Source organism: Methanosphaerula subterraneus, from assembly GCF_052055875.1.
GTDB lineage: Archaea > Halobacteriota > Methanomicrobia > Methanomicrobiales > Methanospirillaceae > Methanosphaerula > Methanosphaerula subterraneus.
Genome location: NZ_CP170508.1, coordinates 632383 through 646521 on the forward strand (window position 1 = coordinate 632383; position 14139 = coordinate 646521).

Consider the following 14139-nt stretch of genomic DNA (forward strand, 5'->3'; position numbering starts at 1 on the left):
GGTACCGCCTCCTCCGCTCTCGTCGTGCCAATCCCTCTCCCTCAGATCCACCGGGATCTTATCAGATCCCATTCGAAGGCTGGATTAAAAAGAGTTGTGAGGTGCCCGGCAGACGGTCACCATCAGGGGTCGACCTATCACTCCCGGTTCTTCCAGAGTTTGTAGACCTCGAACCAGAGGACGCTCCCGACGCCGGCCCCGACAGCGGCGAGGAGGTACCAGGGGGAGACCGGCTGGAACCGGAAGAGGTCCTGCAGCACCGGGAGGGAGAGGACCAGAGACAGGGCACCGAGCGTCAGCAGAACGACCACCACCAGCGCCCGGTTCCGGGACCGCAGCGTGGTCAGGATCGTCTCCGACCAGGACCGGTTCGTCAGGATCAGGGAGAGGTTGGCGATCACGATGGTCGTGAACGTCAGGGTCCTGACCGCCGGTTCGGAGAAACCCTGGGCGAGGGCGCCGGCATAGACCAGCAGCAGCACCCCGAGCACCACCCCGCCCTGGAGGAGGCTGAGGCCCAGGGTCTTCCTGGTGAAGAGCCCCTCGTCCTGCTGCCGCGGCGGGCGTCTCATCACGTCCGCCTCCTCCTCCTCGGACTCGAAGACGATCGAGCAGGCCGGGTCGATGATCAGTTCGAGGAAGACGATGTGCACCGGCAGCAGCACCAGGGGGAGGTTGAAGAGCACCGGCACCAGGGAGAGGCCGGCGATCGGGAGGTGGATGGAGAGGATGTACGCCATCGCCTTCTTCAGGTTGTCGAAGATCCGCCTGCCGAGCCGCACGGCCGAAACGATGGAGGTGAAGTTGTCGTCGAGCAGCACCAGCGAGGCGGCCTCCCGGGCCACATCGGTCCCCCGGCCGCCCATGGCGATCCCGATGTCGGCCGACTTCAGGGCCGGGGCATCGTTCACCCCGTCCCCGGTCATCGCCACCACCTCCCCCGACCTCTTGAGGGCGTCGACGATCCTGAGTTTCTGCTCAGGGACGACCCGGGCGAAGATGGCGACCGACCCGATCCGCTCTAAGAGACCGGCATCGCTCATCCCGTCGAGGTCGAGGCCGGTGATCCAGTGGTCTGCGTCGACGAGACCTATGTGGGTGCCGATACTCCGGGCCGTGAGCGGGTAGTCCCCGGTGATCATGATCACCCGGATCCCGGCCGTGCTGCACTCCCTGACCGCCTCCTCCACCCCGGGGCGGACCGGGTCGGCGAACCCGACCAGCCCGACAAATTCGAAGGTGAAATCGTGCTGTTCGACGGGCAGACCGGCGGCGGTGAACCGGGCCTTCGCCACCCCCAGGACGCGGAGCCCGTCGGCTGCCATCGCAGCGATCGGCGCTGCCAGATCCTGCACCTGCCCGGGCGTGAAGTGGCAGAGATCGGCGATCGCCTCGGGCGCACCTTTCGCGGCGATCACGTAGTCATCCCCCTGCACCGACCGCCAGACATTCGACATCGCCAGGAGCTCGGGTGAGAGGGGATACTCCTGGACCAGTTCCCAGGTTTTATGGATATGCTCGGTCTCCCCGAAATCCCCGTCAGCGAGCTGCACCAGGGCCTTCTCCATCGGGTCGAAGGGGTCCTTCTTACAGGCGAGGATGCTGAACTCGGCCACCTCGTGGCAGCTGCCGGCGACCGAGTTGGCCCCCGGGTCGTGGTCGCAGAGCTCCCCCCCGCCATAGAACTTCTGCACCGACATCCGGTTCTGGGTGAGCGTCCCGGTCTTGTCCACGCAGAGGACGGTCGCCGAACCGAGGGTCTCGATCGCCGGGATCTGGCGGGTGAGGACGTGATTCTTCGAGATCCGCCATGCCCCGAGGGCCAGGAAGACCGTCAGGACCACCGGGAACTCCTCCGGGAGGATGGCCATCGCCAGGGTGATCCCGGCCAGGACCCCCTCGACCCAGTTCATCCGGGTGAGGGTGTACACCACCACGATGATGACGCAGAGCAGCAGCCCGACCAGGGCGATCGTCCTGACAAGCCTGGTGATCTCACCCTTCAGCCGGGTCTCGCCCCGCTCGACGGTCGAAAGGACGCTCCCGATCTTCCCCATCTCGGTGTGGATACTGGTGGCCCGGACCTCCACCAGCCCCTGCCCCTGCACGACCAGCGTCCCCGAGTAGACGAAGGGCTGATCGTCACCGCCCGGCCGGCCGGTCTGCTCCTCCCCCTGCCAGGGGACCTTCCTGACCGGGACCGACTCCCCGGTCAGCAGCGACTCGTCGACCGACAGGTTGGACGAGGAGAGCAGGATACCGTCCGCAGGGACGCGGTCCCCTTCGGAGAGGACGAGCAGGTCCCTGGTCACGACCTCGCGCCCGGGGATCCGCCGGTGTTCGCCGTCGCGGATCACCAGGGCCCGCGGAGAGGAGAGATTCCGAAGGGCCTCCAGCGCATGTTCGGTCTTCTGCTCCTGGTAGACCGTGATGCCGATGATGAGAACGACAAAACTCATCAGCATCATCCCCTCGGAGAGGTCCCCGAGCATGAAATAGATCAGACCGCTGGCGACCAGGAGGAGAAAGATCGGCTCCCTGACCACCCCGACGACGATCCAGAGCACGCTCTTCCTGTTCGACTCCGGGAGTTCGTTGAACCCTTCGGCCAGCAATCTCTCGCCGGCCTCCTGGCTGGAGAGGCCGGTGACCGAATCGATATCCAGTGTGGTCATGATCCTCGTTCGTCCTGTCTGGCCGACCGAATGGTCCCTTTGGTGAGAATGACCGTGTCTGGATAAAGGAGTTTCGATGGAACAGAGAGAACGGTCAGCGTGACGAACGCATCCGCCCGGCCGGCCCGTCCCGTATCCGGTCATGATAAGAAAAAAGTGGGGAGGTCTCAGTTGAGACCCCGCCGGCCTCTGGTCGTTTCAGACCTGGAGCAGCTCGATCTTGATGTCCTTGGCCTCGTCGCCGAGGTGGATAAGGGCGCAGTAGCCGTCCGATGCAGGTCCAGGATTGACGACCTTGACACCATCGACATCTGCGACACCCCGCTGCTCGTGCACGTGGGCACAGCAGACGAGGTCGAAGTCTTTCATGTGGTTCCTGACACTCTCACTGCCGACGTTATCTTCGCCGACAAGGTCAAGCACTCCTTTTGGTGGGGCGTGGGAGACCAGAACATTGTGGATGGACCGCTCCATGGTGGAGACTACGTGGGTCAGCATCTGTTCGATCTCTTCTTCCTTTAATTCAAAGGGTGTACTGAAGGGGGTGGGATTGGATCCACCGATACCTGCAAGAGTCACCTTTCCTAATGAAAGGCGCGAGCCGTGGAGATTGACTCCATCGGAATGCTCGATCACATCTATGATCTCCCGTGGGTCGCAGTTGCCAGGAACGGCAAAGCTGGGTACATCTATTCGAGAGAACAGGGCATCTACCGGGTCAAGAGGTCCAAAGTTGGTTATGTCCCCGGCTATGATCATCGCATCGGCTCCAATTTCGAGAAAGGATTCAAGTTTTCCGAATTGTCCATGCAGATCTGCTATCAATAGCACATCCATCATAGTACATCATTTGGCCGATTGGTAAAAAACCTTAATGTCGGATCTGCCATGATCCGGTCAGTTTTCCGGTCGAAGAGAGGTGACCGAGGATGTGCTCGGTCTCGGGCAGCAACGGGCGCGGAGCCGAATTTGCAAGCCGAGTGGCCGGAAGTGGCATAAACTGATGAGCATGGACGATCCCACGGTCCGCGACCCAGCGAATCAGTTTTCCAGTCGCCCGCTCACTCTCATCGTCGTCGCAGGGCAGCCCCACGATCATGTCCACCACCGGGGTGATCCCTGCCTCCCTGCAGAGTTCGACCGCCTCTTCGACGGCCGCCACCGTATGCCCCCGGCCGAGTGCGGTCAGCACCCGGTCGCTCCCGGACTGTGCCCCGAAGTGGAGGCGGGTGTTGCTGCAGTAGGTGCAGATCAGGTCGAGAGCCTCGGGCGTGATGAACTCGGGCCTGACCTCGCTGGGGAACGTCCCGATATAGATCGCTCCCGAGAGCCGCCTGAGCAGGTGCTCGACCTTGTCGAGCCGGGGGTGGATGCCGTCCGATCCATAGGCCAGGGCGTTCGGGGTGACGCACCGGACGTCCCGGCACCGCTCGGCCGCCCTGGCAATTACATCGATCGACCGGTGGCGCATGCAGTGGCCGAAGATCTGCGGCGTCTGGCAGTACCCGCACCGGTGCGGACACCCGCGGCTGATCTCGATATATCCCTTCACCTGCGAGAACGGCGGGTACGCGTCCAGCACCACGCTGGACGTCGCCGGGGTATACCCCTCGCCGGTCGCGACCCCCGGCGGGACCCTTCCGTCCCCCTCCTCGATGGTCGCGAGGAGGGCCGGCAGGGTGTGCTCCCCCTCGCCCACCACCACGTAGTCGGCCCAGGCCGCCACCTCCTGGTAGCAGGCCGTCGCATAGGGCCCGCCGGCGATGGTGATGCAGGGGGCCGTCCGGATCTCCTCTTTCAGGGCCGGCGCAGAGAGGGAGTTCAGGCTGTAGCAGGTCACATCCGGGACCGGCCGGTCCACGAGGTCCATGGGATACCCGGCCTGTTCAGAGGCCGCCGCCAGTATCGCGTAGGTGTTTCGTGCCGCATGGATCCGCCGCCAGTGTACCTGCATCTTCTCCCCAGAGTATCTGCGCAAAACCGGATAAAGGGATGGCCGGATCGGTTCTGCATGATTTATTACCGAGGAGCGCCATCGTAACGTACTGTTGTGATAAATCATGAAGGATCTATCTGTGCGTCTGGATTATGGTGAGTTGCCCGAAGTCTTCACCTGTTATGGAGAGAATGTTTCACCGCGGATCACCCTGGGCCCCCTCGACCCGGCGGTGAAGACGCTCGCGGTTGTGGCCATCGATCCGTTTGAACCGGGCTGCACCTTCGCCACCTGGCTGATCTGCAACATCCCGCCGGTCGCCGCGATCCCGCCCAGGATTCCGAAAGAGGAGGTGATCGACACCCCGTTCTCCGCTGTTCAGGGGAGGAACGACTTCGGGACGATCGGGTACCGGGGACCCTGTCCCAAGGAGGGGGAGACCCATCAGATCATCGTCAAGGCCTATGGACTCGACAGCCGGCTGGAGATCGCGGGAGGGTTCACCAGCCACGAACTGAACGCTGCGATGCAGGGGCATGTGGTCCAGTTCGGGAACACCATTGCGATGTTCTCCAGGACCTGACCTGCCGGCCCGCTGGCTATATATAGAATAGGTCCGACTGTGGTATCTATGAAACCACTGACGGTTCGAATCGCTGTAAAGAACCTGCCACCCCGGTACACCTGCGATGGTGGAGACGTCTCGCCGGCGCTTGAGATCGATGGAATCGAGGAGAACGGTATCGCATCCTTTGCACTCATGATGACCGACGCCGATGCCCCGGGCGGCGGCACTGCTCCCCACTGGTTGATGTGGAATATGGAGGTGGTCTCGATCGTGCCCGAGGACATCCCCAAGGACCTGATCGTCTCGTTCCCGATCAGCGCCATGCAGGGAAAGAACGTCATGGGGAAGATCGGATATTCCGGCCCCTGTCCCCCGAACGGGCAGGCGCACCGGTACGAGATCAAGGTCTACGGGCTCGACACCAGGCTCGATCTGGCGCCGGGTGCCGAGCAGGCCGCCCTGATCGAAGCGATGCAGGGGCATGTGATCCAGTTCGGCACGACATCGGTCGTCTACGGCCGGTAATCATTCGCTTTTTTTATACCCAGAGAAGGAGTCCCGGCGATCTCCCTGTCAGGAACTGAGACCTGGGGGATCCGGTTCCGGATGACCACTAAAAAAAGGGTTACGTTCAGGTCCGACCTGCCGCAGGCGGATCAGATCAGCCCGAGACCCTGCAGATCGCTCATGATCTTCTGCACGGCCCGCTCTGCGTCTTCTGCATATTTTCCGCCGGTGATGATCAGTTTGCCGGATCCGAAGAGGAGAAGGACGACCTTGGGATCATCGAGCCGGTAGACCAGGCCGGGGAACTGCTCGGGCTCGTATTCGATCTTGTTGAGGTTGAACCCGACTGCGATCTTATTCAGATTGATCGTCGACCCCAGGTCTGCCGAGGTCACGATGTTCTGGACCTTGTAGGTGGGCGTCCCGTCGATCTCAATCCCGAGCCCCCGGAGCATATCAGAGAGCAGGGCAAGCCCCCGGTCAAGAATGTCGAGGCTCTTGGCCCCGGTCAGCACCACCTTGCCGGAGTTGAAGATCAGGGCTGCAATCTTTGGATCCTTGATTCTGACCACGACACCAGGGAAACGTTTCTTGTCGTACTCCGCACCCTCCAACCGGGAGGCGATGAACGGGAGGTCCAGATGATCGGTCACCTTTGCAGAAGCAACAATGTTCTCAATCTTGAGTGAATCCTCCGGCCTCTTATCCATGGTTACATAAATGCCACAGGGCAGTATATAAAAAATGTGGTATTATTCTTCCATGGTTGAGGTGTCCCCGGGATCGAGTCCCATCTCCTTGGCCTTCAAGACCCTGCGCATGATCTTTCCTGAGCGCGTCTTTGGCAGGGAGTCGACGAATTCGATCTCTGAAGGCATCGCGATCGGGCCGAGGGTGATCCGGACATGATAGACCAGCTCGTTCCTGAGCCGGTCGGTCGGCTGGTGGCCGACCCGGAGTGTCACGAAGGCCTTGATGATATTCCCCTTCATCGGATCCGGCTTGCCGATCACGGCTGCCTCGGCCACCGCCTTGTGCGAGACCAGGGCGCTCTCCACCTCGGCTGTCCCGATGTTGTGGCCTGAGACGATGATCAGGTCGTCGGACCTGCCGATCACCATGATATTGCCGTCATCGCCCTTCACGGCCAGGTCGCCGGCGGTGTAGTAGTCTTTGATGGTGGTCCAGTACTTCCGGTAGATCGCGTCGTTGTTCACCACGGTCCGCATCATCGCCGGCCACGGCTTCTTCACGACCAGGAACCCGCCGGTTCCGGGCGGCACCGATTCACCGTCCTTGTCGACCACGTCCACATCCACACCCGGTATGGATTTGCCGGCAAACCCGGGCCGCATCGGCTGACCGACCATCGTGGTCAGCATGTGCATCCCGGTCTCGGTCTGCCACCAGGTGTCGACGATCGGACACTTCTCCTTTCCGATCGTTTTATAGAACCACTCGAACGCCTCAGGGTTCAGGGGTTCCCCGACAGATCCGAGCACCCGGAGGTACGAGAGATCGTACCGGTCCGGCCACTGCTCGCCCATCTTCATGAACATCCGGATGGCGGTCGGGGCCGTATACAGGATGTTGACCCCGTACTCCTCCATGATCGACCACCAGGACCCCGGGTCAGGGTAATCCGGCGTACACTCTGCGATCACGACCGTGGTCCCCTGCATCAGCGGTCCGTAGACCACGTACGAGTGGCCGGTGATCCAGCCGGGGTCGGCCGTGCACCAGTAGACATCGTTCTCCTTGATGTCGAAGACATGTTTGGTCGTATAGTAGGTGCCGACCATGTACCCGCCGCAGGTGTGGACGATCCCTTTCGGTGCTCCGGTGGTACCGGAGGTGTACAGGATAAAGAGCGGGTCTTCGGCGTCCATCACCTCAAGTTCGCTCTTCCGGTCCACACTGGCCATCAGCTCGTCGTAGTCGACCTCCATCTCAGAATGGATCTCGATCGGCTGGTCCTGCTTCCGCCGGAGGACGATCACATGCTCGACCGACGGGGCATTGATGATCGCCTCCTCGATCAGGTGCTTGAGCGGGATCGACTTCCCACGCCTCACGGCATAGTCGGCAGTGACCACGATCTTGGCCTCGGCCCCGACGATCCTGGCGTTCAGGGCGGCCGATCCGAAACCGCCGAAGACGACGGTATGGACCGCACCGATCCGTGCGCACCCGAGCATCGCAATGATCTGTTCGGGCACCATCGGCATGTAGATGCAGACCCGGTCGCCCTTCTGGACGCCGAGTTTCCGGAGGCCATTGGCAAACCTGTTCACCGCATGGTACAGGTGGCGGTAGGTGAAGATCCGTTCGTCGTCGTCCCCCTCCCCTTTCCAGATCAGGGCGACCTTGTTTCTCCTGCCGCCGAAGACATGCCGGTCCAGGCAGTTGTAGGTGATGTTGGTCTTGCCGTTGACGAACCAGCGTGCATAGGGGTGCTCCCATTCGAGCACCTTGTCCCATCGCCGGTACCAGTGGAGGTCTGCTGCAACCTTCTCCCAGAAGCCCTCCGGATCAGAGAGTGACTCCTGATAGACCTTCTCGTAGTCCATTATCGAGGAGTTCTGGATAAACGCTGGATCAGGCAAGTGATACTTGGTGTCCAGTTTTACATCAAAGTCTTCAGGCATCTTTATTCTACATTATTAATAATGATCATATATAATGAATGTTGTGGTCTTCGTCAGTTGTCGATATTTGTGCCCAAAAAAGCGTTCGGTGACGGTGTGGCAGATGGCACCAGGTCCATGCGGCTCCGGCAAAAAGAGTAATACCTCGGGTGTCTATTCTGTAATCACCAGAGAGCCTGCCATGTTTGACCACTGCCCTGGAACTGCCAACCTTCGAACCCCGACCCTGACGATCAAGCGATGCCCGCACTGCGGGGCCGAGGTCGAGGTCTTCTCGAATGATCGCGTCGTCCACTGTTCAGTCTGCGGCACCCCGGTTTACAATGATCTCGAGTCCTGCGTCCACTGGTGCAAGTACGCAAAGGAGTGTGTCGGTGAGGAACTGTACCACAAGCTGACCGATCCCATCCCGACCGGTGAAGAACAGAAGACGTGACGAGAGATCCTGAAATTTCTTTAAACTTTTTTTGAAAGATAGAAAAAATGGTTATGGTGTGATCGTCCAGAGGATCTTTCCGCCCTTGATCACCTTGATCAGGCCGCCGCTCTGCGAGACCACGACCCCGACCGAGTTGGTGACCCGGGTGATCCCTGCTGCCGAGGCATGGCGTGACCCGAGCCCGGCCGGTAGGGAGACTCCGCTGGTGTCGACCGTGATGTAGCGGCCGGCCGCCTCGACCGCCCCGTTGCTCGAAATGATGAAGGCACCGTCGAGGAGTGCGAACTCCTTGATGTTCTCATGCAGGTTCTGGTCTGTGATCAGACGCTCCTCGATCTGATGCCCTTTGAACGGGTTCAGGATGAACTGGGTCGATGCGTTCATCACCTCCTCGGAATCCCCGACGATGAACGCAGTCCCGACGGCCTGCCCTTCCCTGCCTTCCCGGGCGATCTCAAGGGCAATCGTCAGCACCGCCCCGAAGACCGTCGGGTCGATGTCGGTCCCCTCGAGCACCTCTGTCGACATCTGGTCGAGGGTCACCTCTTCGCCCTTCTCGGCGGTGCCCCGGGAACCGTTCTTCTCAAGGGAGATCACCGGGCTCTGGTCTATCTGCTCGTGTTCGTGCTCGGTCTCCAGGTGCTGGGTCAGGGAACGGGCGATCGCCTTCCAGTCGTCCGCCTTCTCAAGGTACGCCGCACTGTACTGGGGTTCCGCCTCAGCGAGGATCACCAGCAGCTGGGCGCACTCGAGGGCGTTCTTCCGGGCCTGCACCAGGTCGCCATGCTCGCGGGCCCGGGTATAGGCTGCCACCGCCTCTTCGAGCGGTTCTGATGTCGGGATCACCACGGACCCCATATCGCGCCTCCGCCAGAGCAGCGCCCCGCCGCCGACGATGGCAGCGATCAGCACGACCAGCAGGCCGGGGATGACACCGGACCGGGTCCAGAACGGCCCGGGTATGGACGTCACCGGCGTTGGAAGCGTGCCGGGAGCCAGGGAACCGATCTCAACCGTCAGGTTCTGGATGGTCGACTGCCCGTCGCTCTGGACACCGGTGACCCAGATCTGGTACTGACCGGGGCTGGTGTAGGTGTGCTGGAACGGGAAGGCCGCATAATCCTCCTTCTTCTGGTCGCCCCAGTCCACCTGCAACTTCACAATACTCATCGACGGGCTTCCCACCTGGGGGATACCGTTCACGACGACCGTGCTGTTGTTGATCTCAGGGGTCATCAGGACCAGGCGGGGCGCGCCTGGGAGGGGCATGGTGGTCGTGATCACCGTCGTGGTGACCGAAGGAGGGGACAGTTCAGCTTCAAAGTTCCTGGTGTTGAAGGTCCCGTCGCTCTGGTAACTGGTGGCCGTGACCACGTACCTGCCCGCCCGGGCATAGGTGTGCGAGGCAGGGAACTGCTGGTCCTCGATCCTGCCGTCCCCCCAGTTCCATGATATCCTGGTGATCGTCTGGCCGAACTCCCCGGGCGTCGATGTCCCGTCGACGGTGATCTTCAACTGGTTGATCGTCGGCGGATTGATCAGCAGGGACGGGGGCGTATGGGATGAGGAGGTGATGGTGGTCGTCGGTTGGGTCACGATCGTCGGGATGGTGGTGACCGGCAGGGTCGTGATCGGCGTGGTCGCTATGGTGGTGACCGGCAGGGTCGTGACCGGGGTCGTCGGGATGGTGGTGAAGGTGGTGACCGTGGTTACCACGGTCGGAATGGACGTCGGTGTGGGAGTGACCGTCTGAATCTGCGTGGTGTCAGGCGTGACCGTGGTATCCGGCGGGATCACGGTCGGAAGGGTGGTGGGAGTGCTCGGAACCACCGTCTGCGTTGTCTCATTGGGCAGCAGCGGCTCAGCTGAAGCCAGAGAAGGGATTGCCATTGAGATGAGAAGACAGAGCATGGTACAGATGATAATCTGTACATGGCGAGATCTCTGTCTCCCTGGGTCATACAAACAGTTCCCCATGTATCGTCTGGTACTGTTATGGTAATAATGCATATTAAAATATGAGATGCCCGGAGTTCAGGGAATCCTGCCGATCAGGTTCCATCCGATTGGTCCTGACCTGATTGAACCTCAATAACGGCTGGAATGCACAAAAAAACCGAAAAAGTATATCCCGGTTACACCCGGCAGGGTCCGGTAGGGATACAGCGGGATCGATCCCTGCCGAAACCGGGCCTGGACAGGGATCCTCGACCCCATCCTCCGACCTCCGCGAATGAGGGTGACGTATTACCGGAGATGCTTCGCCTCAGGGGACTCGCCCTTCACCCAGGTGGCGCCATCGTCCCGGTGCTCCTTCTTCCAGATCGGCACCTCCGCCTTGAGCCATTCGAGGATCTCCTCGCACCCGAGAAACGCTTCACGCCGGTGGCCGGCGCCGACGACGATGGCCACGATGTTCTCGCCGACCTTCAGGGGTCCGACCCGATGGATGACCGTTACGGCATGGAGATTGTACTGGCCGACGGCCTTCTCGGCGATCTGGCGCAGTTCCCTGGCGGCGACCTCCTCGTAGGCCTCCAGTTCCATCACCTCGATCCCGTCGTCCCTGACGATACCGTTGAAGGTAACGATCGCGCCGCTGCTCCGTTCCCTGGCCTCTTCGATCAGCTGACCGATGTCGAAATCCTCATGCTGAATTGCAATCCTGATTCGATCCACTGCGGTCATCTCGTCTATCCTCCGGCAACCGGCGGGAAGACCGCCAGTTCGTCCCCGTCCGCGACAACGGTCGAGCCGGCCTCAGTCCGGTTCACACGGGTGCCGTTCTGCATCAGGATCACATACTCCCGAAAGGCCCCGTCCTCTCCGAAGAGGGCGTCTGCCGCTTCCTTCCGTTCCCTGCAGACGATCTGCACCGCTTCTGTGATCGTGGTCGCTTCCGGAACCACGAGCTGTATCCGTTCGCCGAGCAGTTCTCGAAACTGCGCGAAGAATCTGATGGTTATCGCTGTCATCCTGGTTACTCCTTCTGCGGCGATCCGCAGACCGGGCAGTGTGGGTTTGCCGAGACTGAGATCTCCTCTGTCCGGCTGTTGAGACCGTCCCAGAGCAGAAGCTTCCCGGCGAGCAGGGCTCCGGTTCCGGTCAGGTGCTTGATCACCTCGCCGGCCTGGATCATCCCGATGATCCCCGCGGTCACCCCGACGATGGGAAAGACCTCGGCCGGGGGGGCATGGGGGAAGATGCAGGAGAGGCACGGGGTCTCCCCGGGTACGATCGTGGTCGCCTGGCCGTGGAACCCCCTGACCGCACCGTGAAAGAGGGGTATCCCTTTTTCGTGGGCCGTCCGGTTCAGCAGGAACCGGATCGGGTAGTTGTCCATCGCGTCGACGATCCCGTCGGCATCCCCGACCAGGTCCCCGATGTTTTCGGCATCGATCGTCTCATGGATCGGCACAATCTCGATGGCGGGGTTCAGGGCCTGCAGTTTCTCCTCTGCAGAGACGACCTTTTGCCTCCCGATGTCGGGGGTCGCATGGAGGATCTGCCTGTTCAGATTGGACAGGTCGACCACGTCCTTGTCGATCAGCACGATCCTGCCGACGCCTGCAGCCGCACAGTACACTGCCACCGGCGAGCCGAGCCCCCCGGCGCCGGCGATCACGATCGTCGCCTGCTTCAGACGTTCCTGCCCCTCTTCGTCAAAGATCAGTATCTGCCGGCCGTACCGGGATCGTTCATCTGCGCTGAGCGTCACTGCTGCCTCCCAATTAATGTTGTGAATACTGCTATATCCATGTGCATGCTCTTGATCCTCACCTGGGGTCAGATCGATACCGGAAAGAGAGCCCGGGATGGGCCTATGGGAATCTACTGTAACGCCCTCTTTCATTCGCTACTCGAAAGAATACGATTGGTTTCAATTACTGACGGTACTTCTTTCGTAGTGCGAAGGACCACAGAGATCACTGTTGCCTTTCATGCAGATATGAACATTTCAATCCATAAAGAGTTCTTGTTCCGGCAAATTTATCCGCATCTGCAAAGCCGGGAGAAGCTCAGGCGAGGTGTTCGCGGCTGTCCGCTACTTATTCCACTCCAGGGTTTGAGTGTTCGGGTACGGGGATGTCTGCGTCTTCCAAAAGGATTATTTTGCAGCGCCGGCCCACCCACGACACAGGGACCAGTATGTGGGCGCCGTTGCCGGACTTGATCGCTCGCTTCTCCAGCACCTGATAGCCAGTGATTTCGATTTTCATTGTGTCCACGCTCATGCCTCCAATGTTACGACATAGTATATACATTGTGAAAACGTATCTAGGTTTGTGTACGCACCCCCTCGGCTGCACAGGAGGGAAAACATGATCGAAACTCAGGGGGACGTGATCCTGACTCTGGTCGGGATCCTCGGATCGTTTGGTATCGGCTGCTGGCTTGGTCAGCGCCGGGTCTATGCAATCCTGGATGTGATCGATGCATTCAGGGATCAGTCCCGGACCTACTACGAGGCGGCCGGTGACGGTGAGATCTCCGACGAGGACGCCCACGCGATCGCGAAGGTCACGCAGAAATTCTTCTGCCGGCTGGACGCGGCTGTGGCTCTGTTCTCGAACAGGTGATCAGTCCCCAGTTTCCAAGGGGTCGGCGGTCAACAGGCCGGCCGGCCCTCTCGTTCTCTTTTCAGTTCGCGGCGGCCCTTCTCATCACAGGACCGGCGGCCACTCTTCGCACTTGTGCCGGCGACGCTCCGCAGGCTGCCGGCCTGCTCCACGTCCCCGGGATCCCACCCACCCGCCCTGTTCGCTCCGCTCACCGATGAATGATAGACGTGAGGAGAGGAGCATCCCGCCGAACCGGAGTGAGGCGGAGCGCCAGCGAGGCGACGAAGGAGCCGAGCGGAAGAGGACCCCACGAATCCGGCCGGCCGGAGGCGGTCGGGCGGTCTCGCTGCCCGACGACCGGAGGCCGGACGTCCTGACAGCGAGGAGGGCGACGTGGAGCCGGGGCGACCGAGCCGGCCGAGCGTAGGAACGTGGGGGTGAGGTCCGGATTGATGGGGAGGCAGATCCACCAGTGCGATCGCGACCAGGTGATGACGTAGAACGCCGGCTACCCCGCAGGGGTACGCCGACCCGGTTCCCAGAGGCGAGCGAAGTCCCGACCAGAGGCGGGGCTGAGGTCCTGCCGTCAGGCGGGCCGATGTCCTCCAGCCGGCGGTCGGGCGAGAAGGCCGGAGGGGGACCGCACTCACCAGGGCGACACACCAATCCGGTCAGCGTAGCGAAGGCCGACGGAGAGGAGCGCAGCGGAGCCGGGACCGGGCGAAGCGGAGCGGGAACGGAGGAGGTCCGGAGCGTAAGAGCGTCTGCCTACACCACCACCTGACCAACGAACCGGTCGCCGGC

Annotated in this window: 16 protein-coding genes; 5 read left to right on the forward strand and 11 right to left on the reverse strand. The window is 61.3% G+C overall.

Annotation, left to right across the window (positions count from 1 at the left end):
- Positions 1 to 137: 137 nt before the first annotated feature.
- The 3 genes from ACFKSJ_RS02845 to ACFKSJ_RS02855 form a co-directional block, all read right to left on the reverse strand.
- Positions 138 to 2675, reverse strand: a complete 2538-nt coding sequence (locus tag ACFKSJ_RS02845) for a cation-translocating P-type ATPase (protein ID WP_440950762.1) — start codon at positions 2673 to 2675, stop codon at positions 138 to 140.
- Between the two features lie 198 nt (positions 2676 to 2873).
- The gene (locus ACFKSJ_RS02850) at positions 2874 to 3515 is read right to left on the reverse strand and encodes a metallophosphoesterase family protein (protein ID WP_440950763.1); all 642 of its coding nucleotides are present in this window, start codon (positions 3513 to 3515) and stop codon (positions 2874 to 2876) included.
- Between the two features lie 31 nt (positions 3516 to 3546).
- Entirely contained in the window at positions 3547 to 4629 is a 1083-nt protein-coding gene (locus ACFKSJ_RS02855) for a TIGR04013 family B12-binding domain/radical SAM domain-containing protein (RefSeq protein ID WP_440950764.1), read from the reverse strand.
- Positions 4630 to 4735: 106 nt separating this feature from the next.
- Between ACFKSJ_RS02855 and ACFKSJ_RS02860 the strand changes: the two genes are divergently transcribed.
- Together ACFKSJ_RS02860 and ACFKSJ_RS02865 are read left to right on the forward strand one after the other, a co-directional pair.
- The gene (locus ACFKSJ_RS02860) at positions 4736 to 5194 is read left to right on the forward strand and encodes a YbhB/YbcL family Raf kinase inhibitor-like protein (protein WP_440950765.1); all 459 of its coding nucleotides are present in this window, start codon (positions 4736 to 4738) and stop codon (positions 5192 to 5194) included.
- A 48-nt stretch (positions 5195 to 5242) separates the two neighbouring features.
- Positions 5243 to 5704, forward strand: coding sequence for a YbhB/YbcL family Raf kinase inhibitor-like protein (locus tag ACFKSJ_RS02865; RefSeq protein WP_440950766.1), 462 nt, complete (start codon positions 5243 to 5245; stop codon positions 5702 to 5704).
- Between the two features lie 131 nt (positions 5705 to 5835).
- Here the strand turns inward: ACFKSJ_RS02865 and ACFKSJ_RS02870 are convergent, their stop codons facing one another.
- A complete protein-coding gene (locus tag ACFKSJ_RS02870) occupies positions 5836 to 6396 on the reverse strand; it encodes a TATA-box-binding protein (protein ID WP_440950767.1) in 561 nt (186 codons plus the stop codon).
- 42 nt (positions 6397 to 6438) lie between these two features.
- A complete protein-coding gene (gene acs / locus ACFKSJ_RS02875) occupies positions 6439 to 8334 on the reverse strand; it encodes an acetate--CoA ligase (protein ID WP_440950768.1) in 1896 nt (631 codons plus the stop codon).
- Positions 8335 to 8515: 181 nt separating this feature from the next.
- On the opposite strand from acs, the gene ACFKSJ_RS02880 reads away from it, so the two are divergent.
- A complete protein-coding gene (locus ACFKSJ_RS02880; RefSeq protein WP_440950769.1) occupies positions 8516 to 8770 on the forward strand; it encodes a hypothetical protein in 255 nt (84 codons plus the stop codon).
- Positions 8771 to 8821: 51 nt separating this feature from the next.
- Here ACFKSJ_RS02880 and ACFKSJ_RS02885 read toward each other — a convergent pair whose 3' ends face one another.
- From ACFKSJ_RS02885 to ACFKSJ_RS02905, 5 genes are all read right to left on the reverse strand, one after another.
- On the reverse strand, positions 8822 to 10663 hold the full coding sequence (locus ACFKSJ_RS02885; protein ID WP_440950770.1) for a diadenylate cyclase: 1842 nt from the start codon (positions 10661 to 10663) through the stop codon (positions 8822 to 8824).
- Between the two features lie 357 nt (positions 10664 to 11020).
- Complete coding sequence (locus ACFKSJ_RS02890; RefSeq protein WP_440950771.1) at positions 11021 to 11461, reverse strand: molybdenum cofactor biosynthesis protein MoaE; 441 nt, start codon at positions 11459 to 11461, stop codon at positions 11021 to 11023.
- A 5-nt stretch (positions 11462 to 11466) separates the two neighbouring features.
- A complete protein-coding gene (locus ACFKSJ_RS02895; RefSeq protein WP_440950772.1) occupies positions 11467 to 11748 on the reverse strand; it encodes a ubiquitin-like small modifier protein 1 in 282 nt (93 codons plus the stop codon).
- 5 nt (positions 11749 to 11753) lie between these two features.
- Positions 11754 to 12491, reverse strand: coding sequence for a HesA/MoeB/ThiF family protein (locus ACFKSJ_RS02900; protein ID WP_440950773.1), 738 nt, complete (start codon positions 12489 to 12491; stop codon positions 11754 to 11756).
- Positions 12492 to 12822: 331 nt separating this feature from the next.
- Complete coding sequence (locus ACFKSJ_RS02905) at positions 12823 to 13008, reverse strand: DUF2080 family transposase-associated protein (protein WP_440950774.1); 186 nt, start codon at positions 13006 to 13008, stop codon at positions 12823 to 12825.
- Positions 13009 to 13095: 87 nt separating this feature from the next.
- Between ACFKSJ_RS02905 and ACFKSJ_RS02910 the strand changes: the two genes are divergently transcribed.
- Complete coding sequence (locus ACFKSJ_RS02910) at positions 13096 to 13353, forward strand: hypothetical protein (RefSeq protein ID WP_440950775.1); 258 nt, start codon at positions 13096 to 13098, stop codon at positions 13351 to 13353.
- Positions 13354 to 13382: 29 nt separating this feature from the next.
- Here the strand turns inward: ACFKSJ_RS02910 and ACFKSJ_RS02915 are convergent, their stop codons facing one another.
- Entirely contained in the window at positions 13383 to 13547 is a 165-nt protein-coding gene (locus ACFKSJ_RS02915; RefSeq protein WP_440950776.1) for a hypothetical protein, read from the reverse strand.
- 260 nt (positions 13548 to 13807) lie between these two features.
- Between ACFKSJ_RS02915 and ACFKSJ_RS02920 the strand changes: the two genes are divergently transcribed.
- Entirely contained in the window at positions 13808 to 14119 is a 312-nt protein-coding gene (locus tag ACFKSJ_RS02920) for a hypothetical protein (RefSeq protein WP_440950777.1), read from the forward strand.
- The last annotated feature ends 20 nt before the right edge of the window (positions 14120 to 14139 follow it).

Excerpts from the sequence above, each read along its gene's own strand:
- ACFKSJ_RS02865 (WP_440950766.1), top strand. The coding sequence starts at position 5,243 with ATGAAACCACTGACGGTTCGAATCGCTGTAAAGAACCTGCCACCCCGG.
- ACFKSJ_RS02870 (WP_440950767.1), bottom strand. The coding sequence starts at position 6,396 with ATGGATAAGAGGCCGGAGGATTCACTCAAGATTGAGAACATTGTTGCT.
- ACFKSJ_RS02885 (WP_440950770.1), bottom strand. The coding sequence starts at position 10,663 with ATGGCAATCCCTTCTCTGGCTTCAGCTGAGCCGCTGCTGCCCAATGAG.
- ACFKSJ_RS02845 (WP_440950762.1), bottom strand. The coding sequence starts at position 2,675 with ATGACCACACTGGATATCGATTCGGTCACCGGCCTCTCCAGCCAGGAG.
- ACFKSJ_RS02890 (WP_440950771.1), bottom strand. The coding sequence starts at position 11,461 with ATGACCGCAGTGGATCGAATCAGGATTGCAATTCAGCATGAGGATTTC.
- ACFKSJ_RS02895 (WP_440950772.1), bottom strand. The coding sequence starts at position 11,748 with ATGACAGCGATAACCATCAGATTCTTCGCGCAGTTTCGAGAACTGCTC.
- ACFKSJ_RS02860 (WP_440950765.1), top strand. The coding sequence starts at position 4,736 with ATGAAGGATCTATCTGTGCGTCTGGATTATGGTGAGTTGCCCGAAGTC.
- ACFKSJ_RS02910 (WP_440950775.1), top strand. The coding sequence starts at position 13,096 with ATGATCGAAACTCAGGGGGACGTGATCCTGACTCTGGTCGGGATCCTC.
- ACFKSJ_RS02855 (WP_440950764.1), bottom strand. The coding sequence starts at position 4,629 with ATGCAGGTACACTGGCGGCGGATCCATGCGGCACGAAACACCTACGCG.
- ACFKSJ_RS02905 (WP_440950774.1), bottom strand. The coding sequence starts at position 13,008 with ATGAGCGTGGACACAATGAAAATCGAAATCACTGGCTATCAGGTGCTG.
- ACFKSJ_RS02850 (WP_440950763.1), bottom strand. The coding sequence starts at position 3,515 with ATGATGGATGTGCTATTGATAGCAGATCTGCATGGACAATTCGGAAAA.
- ACFKSJ_RS02880 (WP_440950769.1), top strand. The coding sequence starts at position 8,516 with ATGTTTGACCACTGCCCTGGAACTGCCAACCTTCGAACCCCGACCCTG.
- acs (WP_440950768.1), bottom strand. The coding sequence starts at position 8,334 with ATGCCTGAAGACTTTGATGTAAAACTGGACACCAAGTATCACTTGCCT.